The organism is Micromonospora sp. LH3U1 (assembly GCF_028475105.1).
Taxonomy (GTDB): Bacteria; Actinomycetota; Actinomycetes; order Mycobacteriales; family Micromonosporaceae; genus Micromonospora.
Genome location: NZ_CP116936.1, coordinates 937,584 through 950,295, shown reverse-complemented (window position 1 = coordinate 950,295; position 12,712 = coordinate 937,584). Strand labels below are relative to the sequence as shown.

The following is a 12,712-nucleotide window of genomic DNA, read 5'->3' as shown; positions in this document are numbered from 1 at the left end:
GCGCTGGTCGGTGGTTCACTTGCCCGGCTGCTGGCTGTCCGCCGCCTGCACGCTCGACCAGAGCGTGTCGTACCAGGTCACCGGCCCGGTCGGGGCGGCCGAACCGGCCGACTTCCCGGCGTCCCGGGCGGCGCCCTCCGGGTCGTGCAGCACCACCATGATCTTCTCGCCCGGCCGGCCCATGAAGAACCGCTCCCGAGCCTTGGTCTCGATGTACGCCTTGTCCTTCCAGTTGGCGGCCTCGGTCTCGAGCTTGGCGATCTCCGCCTCCTGCACCGCCTGGGCCGCTTCCATCCGCTCGATGTCGGCCTGCTGGTCCAGGTAGACGCGGACCGGGTAGGTGTAGGCCAGGGCGAGCGCGATCAGGACCGCGAACAGCACGGTGGCGCGGCCGGTGAAGCGACGGGGATGGGGTGCGGCGAGCCGTTTGACGCCACCACCGGCAGCGGTACGCCGAGCGGCGGCCGGACGATTCGCGGAGCGGACGCCCTCGGCGCCCCGGGCCGCGCCCGGCGCCCGACCAGCGGCACCGCGCGGTTCGGCGCGTACGCCGGCCTCCCGGACCGATCCCCGGGTGGCCCGGCCACCACCCGGCCGACCGGACTGACCCGGCCGGCGGGCGGGACGCTGACCACCCGGTGTGCGGCGCTGCTGCATCGTCACCCCTCCCCCGAGGCTTCGCGCGTTAGGGAGGTTGTCGGGAAGCCCCGGAAGGAGCGAGGCGGGGTCCGCCGTAGCCGCTGCGGGGCTTCCTGACGACCTCTTAGGACGAACGGTAGCGTGGGAACGCGCCGGCGCCGGCGTAGCGCGCCGCGTCGGCCAACTCCTCCTCGATCCGGAGCAGCTGGTTGTACTTGGCGACGCGGTCCGAGCGGGCCGGCGCGCCGGTCTTGATCTGGCCACAGCCGGTGGCGACCGCCAGGTCGGCGATGGTGGTGTCCTCGGTCTCGCCGGAACGGTGGCTCATCATGCACTTGAAGCCGGCCCGGTGGGCCAGGTCCACCGCGTCCAGGGTCTCGGTCAGCGAGCCGATCTGGTTGACCTTGACCAGAACCGCGTTCGCCGCCTTCTCCGCGATACCGCGGGCGATGCGCTGCGGGTTGGTCACGAACAGGTCGTCACCGACGATCTGCACCCGGTCGCCGATCGAGGCGGTCAGCGTCTGCCAGCCGCTCCAGTCGTCCTCCGCCAGCGGGTCCTCGATCGACACGATCGGGTACTCGTCGGCCAGCTTCGTGTAGTAGGTGCTCATCTCCTCGGCGGACTTCGCGGCACCCTCGAAGGTGTAGGTGCCGTTGTCGAAGAACTCCGTGGCCGCCACGTCGAGCGCGAACACGATGTCGGTGCCGAGCCGGTAACCGGCCTTCTCGACCGCCTCGGCGATCAGGTCCAGGGCCGCCGCGTTGGTCGGCAGGTTCGGCGCGAAGCCACCCTCGTCGCCGAGCCCGGTCGACAGGCCCTTCTTCTTCAGCACCGACTTGAGCGCGTGGTAGACCTCCGCGCCCGAGCGCAGCGCATCACGGAAGGTCGGCGCGCCGATCGGCGCGATCATGAACTCCTGGATGTCGACGTTCGAGTCTGCGTGCGCGCCGCCGTTGAGGATGTTCATCATCGGCACCGGCAGGAGGTGCGCGTTCGGGCCACCCAGGTAACGGAAGAGGCTCAGCTCGGCGCTGCCGGCAGCGGCCTTCGCCACCGCCAGGGAGACCCCGAGGATGGCGTTCGCGCCCAGCTCCGACTTGCTGTCGGTGCCGTCGATGTCGATCATCTTCTGGTCGATCAGCCGCTGCTCGCTGGCCTCGTACCCGATGATCTGGTCGACGATCTTGTCTTCGACGTTGGAGACCGCCTTCTCCACGCCCTTGCCCTGGTAGCGGTCGGCGTCACCGTCGCGCAGCTCGACCGCCTCGAAGGCGCCGGTGGAGGCGCCGGAGGGCACGGCGGCGCGGGCCACCGTGCCGTCGTCCAGACCGACCTCGACCTCGACCGTCGGGTTGCCCCGCGAGTCGAGAATCTCCCTGGCGACGATTCCCTCGATGGTTGCCACTAAGTCGCTCCTCGTTGTTGTGATCCGGTCCGTGGGTGGGCCGCGACGGTGCGGCTGAGGCAGGTGTTGAACGCAGCGTATCGGGCGGCGCGAACGGGCACGGCGTCGCCCGCGCACCCGAGTCGCCCCGCACTGACGGACATTCCCGGATTTCCGGGCGTCAACCGGCAACGGGTTTGCGCTGCGCGGACCAGATCCACCAGGCTGGTCGCCATGCCCGCCGCCTCGACCACCCTCCGCATGCTCGCCGTGTCGGTCATCGCGTCGCTCACGGTCACCGGCTGTCAGACATTCGAGGACGCCGGAGTCGCCATGGGTCGCTCGGAACTCGTCAACGACCTCGCCGCCCGGCTCGACCGGGCGCTGGAGTTGACCTACTCGGCCGACTACCAACTCCCCGGCGGCCAGCGCGCCGCGATCGTGCAGGCGCAGGACCCGGCCCGCTCCGCGTACACCTACCCGGGCGGGCGACTCACCGTCACCCCGGAGGCCATCACCCGGTGCACGACGACCGGCGCCCGCCCGGAATGCACGCTGGTCACCCCGCCCACCCCGGGCAGCAAGCCCACCGTGACGCTCTTCGACGAGGCCAACCAGCAGGGCCTCGTCACGCCGCCGGTGGTGGTCGGGCTGCTGAGCGCCGCTGCGCTCGACCCGCAGGCGGTCATCAGGCAAAGCGACACCACCGTCGCCGGGTACCACGCCGCCTGCGTCGAGGTGCAGAGCTCGTCCGGTGACTTCACCGCCTGTGTGACCACCGAGGGCGTGCTCGGCAGCTTCACCGGGCCAGTCGACGGCAAGCCCATGGAGCTGGCGCTGAGCAGTTACTCCGCGACGGTCGACAAGGGCGCGTTCGACCCGCCCGCCGGCGCGGGTGTGGTGGACCGCCGCCCCGGCGGCTCGTGACCGACCCGACGACCGCCGCACCACCTGGCGGGTCCGCGTTCGCCGCAGCAGCCGACGGATTCCTGCCGGGGGCCGACCGGAGCCGGCCGCCTGCCGCTGGGGACCTGGCCCTGCCGGTGACCGGCGCGAAGCTGTTGGGCAGCGCCGACGGCCGGCCGCTCCGCGTCGCCGACCTGCCCGCCGACACCGACTGGGTGCCGCTGGGCACCCTCGACGGCATCCCCGCGTGGGCCACCGACCTGGCCACCGCCGACGCCCTCCCCGACCGGGCACTCGGATGGGCGTCGCTCGGCTGGGCGTCGCTCGCCGCCGAGGTGCCGGAACCGTACGCCACACTCGCCGGCCGGGCGTTGGCGGTGATCACGTGGCGGCGTACCCACCGGTGGTGCGGCGCCTGCCGGGGCGAGCTGACCGACCTGCCCGGCGAGACCGCCCGGCGGTGCGCCGACTGCGGCCTGTACGTGCCGATGCAGCTCTCTGCCGCGGTGCTGGTGGCGATCACCCGGCCCAGCCCGACCGGTCGCGCCGACGAGCTGCTGCTGGTCCGGCACGCCACCGGGCCGACCGGGCTGTGGGCACTGGTGGCCGGCTTCGTCGAGGCCGGCGAGACACTGGAGGCGGCGGTGCACCGGGAGGTTGGCGAGGAGGTCGGGCTGGCCGTCGACCGGCTGGTCTACTTCGGCAGCCAGCCGTGGGCGATCTCCGGCCCGGGAGTGCTGCTCGCCGGCTTCACCGCCCGTGCAGCAGACCCGCACGCCGAGCCGGTGGTCGATGGCGAGGAGCTGACCCAGGCTCAGTGGTTCGGCTTGGATGCGCTGCCGGCGGAACTGCCGCCCGCGTACTCCATCTCGCGCTGGCTGATCGACGCGACGGTGACCGCCGGGCGGCGCTGACCGGAGCGACCGCGACCTACGGGCGGCGGTCGACCAGGTTTTCTCAGACGTCGAGCAGGGTGCGCAGGTGGCGCGGTGGCGGGCAGTCGTGCGCGAGCATCGCGTCGTGCCAGTCGCGGACCGACACCCCGTCCGGGCGGGCCGCGGCGATCTCGGCGACCTCGCTGTACCCGACGAAGTAGGTGGAGAGCTGGGTCGAGGTGAGCTGCGCCCGGCGCCACTTGCCGGCAGCCTCGCCCTCCTCCTGGAAGCCACGCCCGGTCATCAGCGCCATCGCCTCGGCCTCGGGCAGGTCCTCGGCGTGCACCAGTTGGTCGAGCAACGCGTTGATGGTCATCCGTAGCTGCATCTTGAGCTGCTGCAACCGCACCGGCAGGCCGCCGAAGCCGAGGCCCACCATCAGTTCCTCCGCGTACACCGCCCAGCCCTCGATGAACGGGCCGGACTCGGCCAGTGCCCGGACCCGGGTGCCACCGACGTAACGGCGGGCGTGAGCGAGCTGGAGGAAGTGCCCCGGCATCGCCTCGTGCACCGTCAGATTGCGGATCATGTGGTCGTTGTACTCGCGATAGAACGACTCGACCCGCTGCGCCGGCCAGTCCGAAGGGGTGGGCGCGATGCAGTAGAAGGTGGGCACGGCCGCGGTCTCCAGCGGGCCGGGCGCGTCGCAGTACGCCACCGCGACCCCTCGGGCGAACTCCGGCATCTCCTGGACCACGCACCGGTCGTCGACAAGGGTGACCAGGTCGTGCGCGCGGACGAAGTCGGTGGCGTCGTCCAGGGTCACCCCGGCCAGCTCGACAATGGTCTCGTCGTTCGGGTGCTCGGCGGCGAGCACGTCCAGCGCCCGGCGTACGGCCGCGTCGTCGGCCGGACCGCCGACCAGCTCGACGGCCGCCTCGCGGATCTCCGCGGTGACCCGGTCCAGGTTGGCCCAGGCGCGGCGCTGAATCTCGGCGGCACCCAGCTCGGTATCGAGCGTGTGCCAGAGTCGGGCCTCCCAGCGGCGCCGGCCCAGTCGCGGGTCACGGCCAGGGCCGGCGTCGGCGGCCAGGCCGACACGCAGCCAGGCGACGAACTCCTCCAGCGCGGCGATCGCCGCGGTCGCCGCCGGTTCGACCCGGTCGAGGTGGCTCGGCGCCTGGGCGAGCAACGCCGGCAGCTCGTCGCGAATCAGCGCGGCCGTGCCGGTGAACTGCCCGACCGCCGTCTCGGCGTGGATCCGCGGCATGTCCCGCAGCGTCGCGCGGGCGGTGGCGAGAGCATCCGGTACGGCGGCGAGCCGGCCGGCCAGTTGGGTCAGCCGCACCTCCGCCGGGGCGTACGAGCGGGCCAGCAGCGGGTGCAGCAGGGGGCCGGGGTTGTGGCGCAGCGGATCCCACTCGTGCGACCGGATTTCGGTCAGCTCGAACAGCTCCCGATCCACGAATGAGGTGAGCAGCGCGTGGTCGACCTGCTCGTCCACGTCGAGCGAGTCCGGGTCCAACTCGGACAGCGCGTTGGCCGCGTCGGAGAGCATCGCGAGGTCGCCGGCGACCGCGCCGGCGGACAGATCCGGCAGCCGGTCGTCGTACCGGTGATCGCCCGCCGCGGTAGCAACCCCCGGCCGTGACTCCAGTAGAGCCTCGACGACCCGCTCCGCCAGTACCCCAAACGCCTCCACCCGGCCTACCCTACCGACCGCCCCCTGCACCGCCACCTGTTCCGTCGATCATGAAGTTATTGCCATCCACCTCGGCGTGCCGTGGCAATAACTTCATGATCAACGAGGGTCTGGGGGTGGGGTCTGGATTTCGGTGGCGCGGACGGCATTCGCGTAGGCGAGGGTGGTGCGGCGGAGGGCCGCTTCGGGATCGATGCCCGCCTGGCGGGCTGTTGCGACCGTTGCCAGGAGGCTGGCGCCCAGCTGTGCTTCCGCGTCTGGCTCGGTGTCAGCCAGCGGCGGCGGGACCGCTGGGCCGACGCGGGCGGCGCGGTCCAGGACCTGCGCGGCCAGGGCCAGCGCGGGCTGACTCAGTGCCACGCCGTCCAACACCGACTTCCGAGCCTTCTCGGCGCGCTTGATCCGCTCCCAGTTCTCGGTGATCTCCTCCAGCGTGCCCGCCTCCGCACCGGCGAAGACGTGCGGATTACGCCGGATCATCTTGTCGACCAGGCCACCCGCCACGTCGTCGATGGTCCACCGCTCATCCTCGGGCAACTCCTCGGCGAGCCGCGCATGCAGGACCACCTGCAACAACACGTCGCCCAACTCCTCGCGCAACGCGTCGGTGTCGTCGGCGCTGATCGCGTCGTACGCCTCGTAGCTCTCCTCCAGCAGGTAACCGGCGAGGCTGCGGTGCGTCTGCGCCCGCTTCCACGGGTCGCCACCGGGCGAGGCCAGTCGGTCCAACACGGCCACCGCGTCGAGCAACCGGGCGCCCGGCGGATCCCACGAGCCGTACATCAGCTCCATCTCGGCCAACCCCGGCTGCCGGGCCAGCCGCAGACCCAATTCCCGGGCCAGCGCCTCGTCGCCCGCCGGACCAGCCAGCCAGACCGCCGTGCCGTGCGTCGCCACCGCATCCAACAGCGGCTGCGTCGCCGGGCCGTCCACCACGGTGACCTCGGCGCCCGCCTGGCGCACGGCCGTGACCAACTCGCTCTCCGCACCGGTCAACACCGGGTGCTGACGTACGACGTCCCAGGCTGCGGAGGTCAGCAGGCCGGCGGGCAGCCGGGGCGAGGTGACCAGGAGGACGATCCGTGCCGTCATGCTCAGCTTGCCGTGCCCTCAGCATCCGGGGAGGCACCCTCGGCATCCGGGGACCCGCTCGACGGCACCGGCTCCGGGGTGGAGATGTCAGTGACCGGGCCGTCCTCGTTGATGTACGGCAGCGAGTAGAAGACCAGCGACTGACCGGTGCTCACCACCGACGGCACCCCGATCGCCCGGAAGCGCGGGTTGATCGAGACGTCGACCCGGTCCGCCTCTTCCTCAAGCGCCGCGCTGAGTGCGGTGGCGCTGCGGACGAAACCGCCGTCACCGAACGCCTGGCGAACGTCGGTCACGGACATCCCGCCCTGGATCGCCCCGGTGTCCTTCAGGGCGTCGTAGACGGCCATCAGCGAGTCGTCGCTCAGCTCGGCCGGCGGAAGCTGCTGGTTGAGCACCTGAAGCAGGTCGATCCACTCGCCCCAGAGCTTGGCGTACTCGGTGGTCGCCGGCACCCGCAGGTTCTGCTCGAGCTGCTGCGGGGTGATCTCGTCGGGCACCTGGATGTTCTTCGCCGACGCCACCCGCTTGCCCAGATCCAGGCTGACCAGGAGGTCGACCACGTCCTGGCGGGTGACCTCGGAGCGCAACTGCTCCGGCGACGGCGTCGCGCCCGCCTTGCCAGCCTCCTGCCGGACCGCGTCGCCGAACTTCGCCTGCACGTCGGCGTAGATCGCATCGACCCGGTCCACCGAGTAGGTGGCGTCACCGACGTACGCGGCGATGTTCGGTGCGGACTTTCCGCAGGCGGCGAGGGAGAGGACACCCAGAGCCGCGACGCTGGCGGCGGCGATCACACGGCGAGCACGCATGCGTGTCACTCTCTCATGCCCTCTCCCGTGCTGTGACGGCCCCCACCTCACCCTGCCGGCGCCTCAGCTGGCCGCGACGGCGAGCGGAGCGGGGGCACCCAGCACGTCGGAGAGCAGTTGCGCGCACCACTGGAGCAGCACCTGGTCACGCAGCGGCTCGCCGCCGATCCGACGGGTGGTCGGCCGGGGCACGCTGACCTGGTCGGTGGCCTGCTTGTAGACGGCGTCCGGGTGGTATCGCTTGAGCCGCAACTGCTTCGAGTCCGGCAACGGCAGTGGACCGAACCGTACGTGTTTGCCCTGCATGGTCACGTCGGTCAGGCCGTACCGGCGGGCCAGCAGGCGGAACCGGGCCACCTCCACCAGGTTCTGCACCGGAGCCGGCGGTTCGCCGTACCGGTCGGTCATCTCGGCGATCACCTCGCGCAGCCGCTCCTCGTCGCGCGCCTCGGCAAGCTTGCGGTACATCTCCAGGCGCAGCCGCTCCACGCTCACGTAGTCGTGCGGCAGGTGCGCGTCGATCGGCAGATCGATCTTGACATCGGCCTCTTCCTCCGGCCGCTCACCCTTGAACGCCGAGACGGCCTCGCCGACCATTCGCACGTACAGGTCGAAGCCGACGCCCTCGATGTGCCCGGACTGTTCGCCGCCGAGCAGGTTGCCGGCGCCCCGGATCTCCAGGTCCTTCATCGCCACGTACATGCCGGCACCCAGCTCGGTGTGCTGGGCGATGGTGGCCAGCCGCTCGTGGGCGTGCTCGGTGAGCGGCTTCTCCGGCGGGTAGAGGAAATAGGCGTACGCCCGCTCCCGGCCCCGGCCGACCCGGCCCCGGATCTGGTGCAGCTGGGCGAGGCCGAGCAGGTCGGCCCGCTCCACGATCAGCGTGTTGGCGTTCGGGATGTCGATGCCCGACTCGACGATCGTGGTGCAGACCAGGACGTCGAACTCCTTCTCCCAGAAGCCGACCATGACCTTCTCCAGGGCGTCCTCGCCCATCTGGCCGTGCGCCACCGCGACCCGCGCCTCGGGCACCAGCTCCCGCAGTCGCCGCGCCGCCCGGTCGATCGACTCGACCCGGTTGTGCAGGTAGAAGACCTGCCCGTCGCGAAGCAACTCGCGGTGGATGGACGCGGCCACCTGCCGGTCGTCCTGCGCGCCGACGAAGGTGAGCACCGGGTGCCGCTCCTCCGGCGGAGTGGCGATCGTGGACATCTCCCGGATGCCGGTGATGGCCATCTCCAAGGTCCGCGGGATCGGGGTCGCGGACATGCTCAGCACGTCGACCGACGCGCGCAGCGTCTTCAGGTGCTCCTTGTGCTCGACACCGAAGCGCTGCTCCTCGTCGACGACCACCAGACCCAACTGCTTGAAGCGGGTGGCGGTCTGCAACAGCCGGTGGGTGCCGATGACGATATCGACGGTGCCGTCGGCGACCATCTCCAGCGTCCGCTCGGTCTCCTTCGGCGTCTGGAACCGCGACAGCTGCCGGATCTCCACCGGAAACTGGCTCATCCGCTCGGCGAACGTGTTGTAGTGCTGCTGCACCAGCAGCGTGGTCGGCACCAGCACCGCCACCTGCTTGCCGTCCTGCACCGCCTTGAACGCCGCCCGGACGGCGATCTCGGTCTTGCCGTAGCCGACGTCACCGCAGATCAGCCGGTCCATCGGGACGGTCTGCTCCATGTCCCGCTTGACCTCGTCGATCGCGGCGAGCTGGTCCGGCGTCTCCTGCCAGGGGAAGGCGTCCTCCAGCTCCCGCTGCCACGGGGTGTCCGGGCCGAACGAGTGACCCTTGGACGCCTTGCGGGCGGCGTAGAGCTGGATGAGCTGCGCGGCGATCTCGCGAACCGCCTTGCGGGCGCGTGCCTTGGACTTCTGCCAGTCCGAGCCGCCCATCTTGTGCAGGGTCGGCTGCTCACCACCCACGTAGCGGGAGAGCTGGTCAAGTTGGTCGGTGGGGACGAAGAGCCGGTCGCCGGGCTGGCCCCGCTTGCTGGCCGCGTACTCGATGACCAGGTATTCCCGGCTGGCGCCGTTGACGGTGCGCTGCACCAGCTCGACGTAGCGGCCGATGCCGTGCTGCTCGTGCACCACGTGGTCGCCGGCCTTCAACTCCAGCGGGTCGATGGTGTTGCGCCGCCGGCTCGGCATCTTGCGCATGTCCCGCGTCGAGGTGCCCCGACCACCGGTCACGTCGTTGCCGGTGAGCAGCACGAAGCGGGACGCCTCGTCGACGAACCCACTGCTCAGCGCGCCACAGGTCACCACCAGCTCGCCGGGGACGGGCGCGGTCGGCACCTCCTCGGTCAACCGCGCGCCCAGGCCGGCGTCGCGCAGCACTTCCACCGCCCGCTGGGCGGGACCGTGCCCCTCGAAAACCAGCGCGATCGACCAGCCCTCGCCGGCCCAGCGCTTGAGGTCGTCGACCAGTCGCGTGGTTTCGCCGTGGTAGAGCGGGGCCGGCTGGGCGGACAGGGTCACCGCGATGGCGTCGTCCGGGGTGACGGCGGACTGCTCCGGCGCATCTTCCCAGGGCTGTCGCGTCTCGGCCGTCTCCGCCTCCACCAGACCGAACGGCGACAGCGTCCACCACGGCTGGCCGAGCTTGCCCGCGACGGCGCGTACCTCGCCGAGGGTCCGGAAGGCGGCGGCGCCGACGTCCACCGGGGCCTGGCCGCCGACCGCGGCGGCGGCCCAGCTGGCCTGGAGAAACTCCTCCGAGGTACGCACCAGGTCGTGCGCCCGGGTGCGGATCCGCTCCGGGTCGCAGAGCAGCACGTGGGTGCCGGCCGGCATGGCGTCCAGCAGCAGCTCCAGCGAGTCGGGGCCGACCAGCACCGGTGCCAGTGACTCCATCCCCTCCACCGGGATGCCCTCGGCCAGCTTCTCCAGGATCTCGGCCAGCTCGGGGTGCTGCTCGGCGAGCGCGGCGGCCCGGGCGCGGACCGCCGGGGTGAGCAGCAGCTCCCGGCAGGGCGGCGCCCAGAGCAGGGGGACCTGCTCGATGGTCCGCTGGTCGGCGACGGCGAAGGTGCGGATCTCCTCCACCTCGTCGCCCCAGAACTCGACCCGGGACGGGTGCTCGTCGGTGGGCGGGAAGACGTCCAGGATGCCGCCGCGCACCGCGAACTCGCCGCGCTTCGTGACCAGGTCGACCCGGGCGTACGCCATGTCGATCAGCCGGCGGGCGACCTCCTCGAGGTCCGCCTCCTCGCCTGCGGCGAGTTGCACCGGCTCCAGGTCACCGAGCCCCTTCAACTGCGGTTGGAGCAGCGAACGGACCGGGGCCACGACCACTCGCAGCGGCCCGGTGCCGCCGTGCGCGTCGGTCGCCTCCGGGTGCGCCAGCCGACGCAGCACGGCCAGCCGCCGGCCCACGGTGTCCGAGCGGGGGGACAACCGCTCGTGCGGCAGCGTCTCCCAGGAGGGGAAGACCACGATCTGCTCCGCCGGCAGCAACCCGCCCAGCGCGGCGGCCAGGTCGTCGGCCTCCCGAGTGGTGGCGGTCACCGCCAACACCGGTCGCCCGGCCCCACCCCCGTTTTTCCCGGTGCCGGTGCCGGTGCCGTCGGGATCGGCCGCGACGGCGGCCACCGCGAACGGGCGCAGCGCCGCCGGGGCGGTGATGTCGAGGCCGTCGACCTGTGCGGCACCGGAGCGCGCCAGGTCACGCGCCCGGGCCAGCCCCGGGTCGGCCAGGGCGGCGGAGAACAGTCCGGTGAGCAAGGGATCACTTCCAGGGAGTCGACACACACACGACGGCGGCCCCTCGTCCAGCCGGACGGGGGGTGCACGACAACCAGCCTATCCCCGTCCACCGACACGCACCCCCTTCCGCCCAGGTCCGCGTCGCGTGGCGCCCAACCCGCCCGCCCGGCCTGCCGGCCCGCCCGGCCTGCCCGGCCTGCCGGCCCGCCGCCCCTCCCGACCTGCCGCCCCGCCCCGCTCGCCGGCCCAAGATCCGCGCAACTTCCCGGAAACTGCTGCTTCCAGGACGCGGGAGGCAGCAGTTTCCCTGATGTCGTGCGGATCTTGGGCCGGGACGCGGGAGGCAGCGGCTCCCCCTCACGACGTGCGGATCCTGTCCGCGAGCGCGCACGTACCCGCCCAAAAAGGGTCGGTCGCACGGCCGCCAGCGGGCACCGCCCTTCAAGATCGCGCTCGATCCTGGATGTAGTTGCCTCGGAGCCGGCGGAACGCACTCTTTCCTGGATCGAGTGCGATCTCCCCCGGTTAGCGCGATCTCTCGGGTTCGAAGACGCGGACCACAGGCGAAAGGGCGGTCAGGCGAGCACCGACCGGGCCCGTGGCGGCCGGACCGAGACGTGGATCTTGACCGATGGCGGGGCTTCGTGGTCGGGTGTCGGGATGGGTGAGCAGTGGCGGGCGCAGTTCGACGCGGAGGTGAGCTTCGCCAACGGCGGCGGGCTACGCACCGAGGGGTTCCGGCTGGACATCCCGGGGCAGGAGATCACCGACGACGACCTGGCGGCGTTGTTCGTCCGGCACCTCGGGCTGCTGATGGTCGCCGAGGTACGGATCAGCGCGAAGACGATCATTGAGGAGCCGCACAAGGGCGGACGGGGCGTCGCCGTCGGCGCATCCGGCACCGATCGTCGGCTGGTCGAGCTGAGCCACGTGATCAGCGACGGGATGACTACCCTGCCCGGCTGGCCGGCGCCCCGGATCACCGACTGGCTGACCTTCGCGGCGTCCCAAGCGAACTACGCGCCGGGCACCGAGTTCCACGTGGCCCGGATTGACATGATCGCCAACACGGGCACCTACCTGGACACTCCCGCCCACCGCTGGGCCGGTGCCGACGACCTGACCGGGGTGTCGCTGGACCGGCTCGCCGACCTGCCCGGCGTGGTGGTCCGGCTGCCGGCTGGCATGCGGGCCGTGGACCGGCTGATGCTTGCCCCGTACGAGGTGGCCGGGCGCGCGGTGCTGCTGCACACCGGGTGGGATGAGCACTTCGGCACCGAGCGGTATGGCGCGCCGGAGGCGCCGTACCTGACCGGGGACGCCGCCCAGGCGCTGGCCGACGCCGGTGCGGCCCTGGTCGGCATCGACTCGATCAACATCGACGACATGAGCCCGACGGCCGGTGGTGTACGCCCCGCACACAGCACCCTGCTCGCCGCCGGCATCCCGATCGTGGAGCACCTGACCGGCCTGGACGCGCTACCGCCGAGTGGCTTCCGGTTCACTGCGGCCCCACCGATGGTGGCGGGCATGGGCACCTTCCCGGTCCGCGCCTTCGCCGTCGTCGACGCATGAGAACCATCTTGAGCGG

Annotated in this window: 9 protein-coding genes; 3 read left to right on the top strand and 6 right to left on the bottom strand. The window is 71.7% G+C overall.

The window, feature by feature from the left end; all coding sequences use genetic code 11:
* Positions 1-15: 15 nt before the first annotated feature.
* Together PCA76_RS04495 and eno are read right to left on the bottom strand one after the other, a co-directional pair.
* The gene (locus PCA76_RS04495; protein WP_272615487.1) at positions 16-657 is read right to left on the bottom strand and encodes an FtsB family cell division protein; all 642 of its coding nucleotides are present in this window, start codon (positions 655-657) and stop codon (positions 16-18) included.
* 106 nt (positions 658-763) lie between these two features.
* Positions 764-2,047, bottom strand: a complete 1,284-nt coding sequence (eno, locus tag PCA76_RS04490) for a phosphopyruvate hydratase (protein WP_272615486.1) — start codon at positions 2,045-2,047, stop codon at positions 764-766.
* A 213-nt stretch (positions 2,048-2,260) separates the two neighbouring features.
* Here eno and PCA76_RS04485 point away from each other — a divergent pair, with 213 nt between their 5' ends.
* The gene (locus PCA76_RS04485; protein WP_272615485.1) at positions 2,261-2,953 is read left to right on the top strand and encodes a hypothetical protein; all 693 of its coding nucleotides are present in this window, start codon (positions 2,261-2,263) and stop codon (positions 2,951-2,953) included.
* Positions 2,950-3,846, top strand: coding sequence for an NAD(+) diphosphatase (gene nudC / locus PCA76_RS04480; RefSeq protein WP_272615484.1), 897 nt, complete (start codon positions 2,950-2,952; stop codon positions 3,844-3,846). The genes PCA76_RS04485 and nudC overlap by 4 nt, the downstream gene beginning before the upstream one ends.
* Before the next feature lie 43 nt (positions 3,847-3,889).
* On the opposite strand, the gene PCA76_RS04475 is transcribed toward nudC, so the two are convergent.
* The 4 genes from PCA76_RS04475 to mfd all read right to left on the bottom strand — a co-directional run bounded on the left by PCA76_RS04475 (position 3,890) and on the right by mfd (position 11,139).
* Entirely contained in the window at positions 3,890-5,509 is a 1,620-nt protein-coding gene (locus tag PCA76_RS04475) for a DUF885 domain-containing protein (RefSeq protein ID WP_272615483.1), read from the bottom strand.
* A 99-nt stretch (positions 5,510-5,608) separates the two neighbouring features.
* Positions 5,609-6,601 carry a nucleoside triphosphate pyrophosphohydrolase gene (locus tag PCA76_RS04470; protein ID WP_272615481.1) on the bottom strand — a complete coding sequence of 331 codons (993 nt, stop codon included), beginning with the start codon at positions 6,599-6,601 and terminating at the stop codon, positions 5,609-5,611.
* A 2-nt stretch (positions 6,602-6,603) separates the two neighbouring features.
* The gene (locus PCA76_RS04465) at positions 6,604-7,413 is read right to left on the bottom strand and encodes a hypothetical protein (RefSeq protein ID WP_272615480.1); all 810 of its coding nucleotides are present in this window, start codon (positions 7,411-7,413) and stop codon (positions 6,604-6,606) included.
* Positions 7,414-7,476: 63 nt separating this feature from the next.
* A complete protein-coding gene (gene mfd, locus PCA76_RS04460; RefSeq protein WP_272615478.1) occupies positions 7,477-11,139 on the bottom strand; it encodes a transcription-repair coupling factor in 3,663 nt (1,220 codons plus the stop codon).
* 642 nt (positions 11,140-11,781) lie between these two features.
* On the opposite strand from mfd, the gene PCA76_RS04455 reads away from it, so the two are divergent.
* Positions 11,782-12,696 (top strand): cyclase family protein, encoded by a 915-nt coding sequence (locus PCA76_RS04455; RefSeq protein ID WP_272615477.1) that lies wholly within the window; start codon positions 11,782-11,784, stop codon positions 12,694-12,696.
* Positions 12,697-12,712 lie beyond the last annotated feature (16 nt).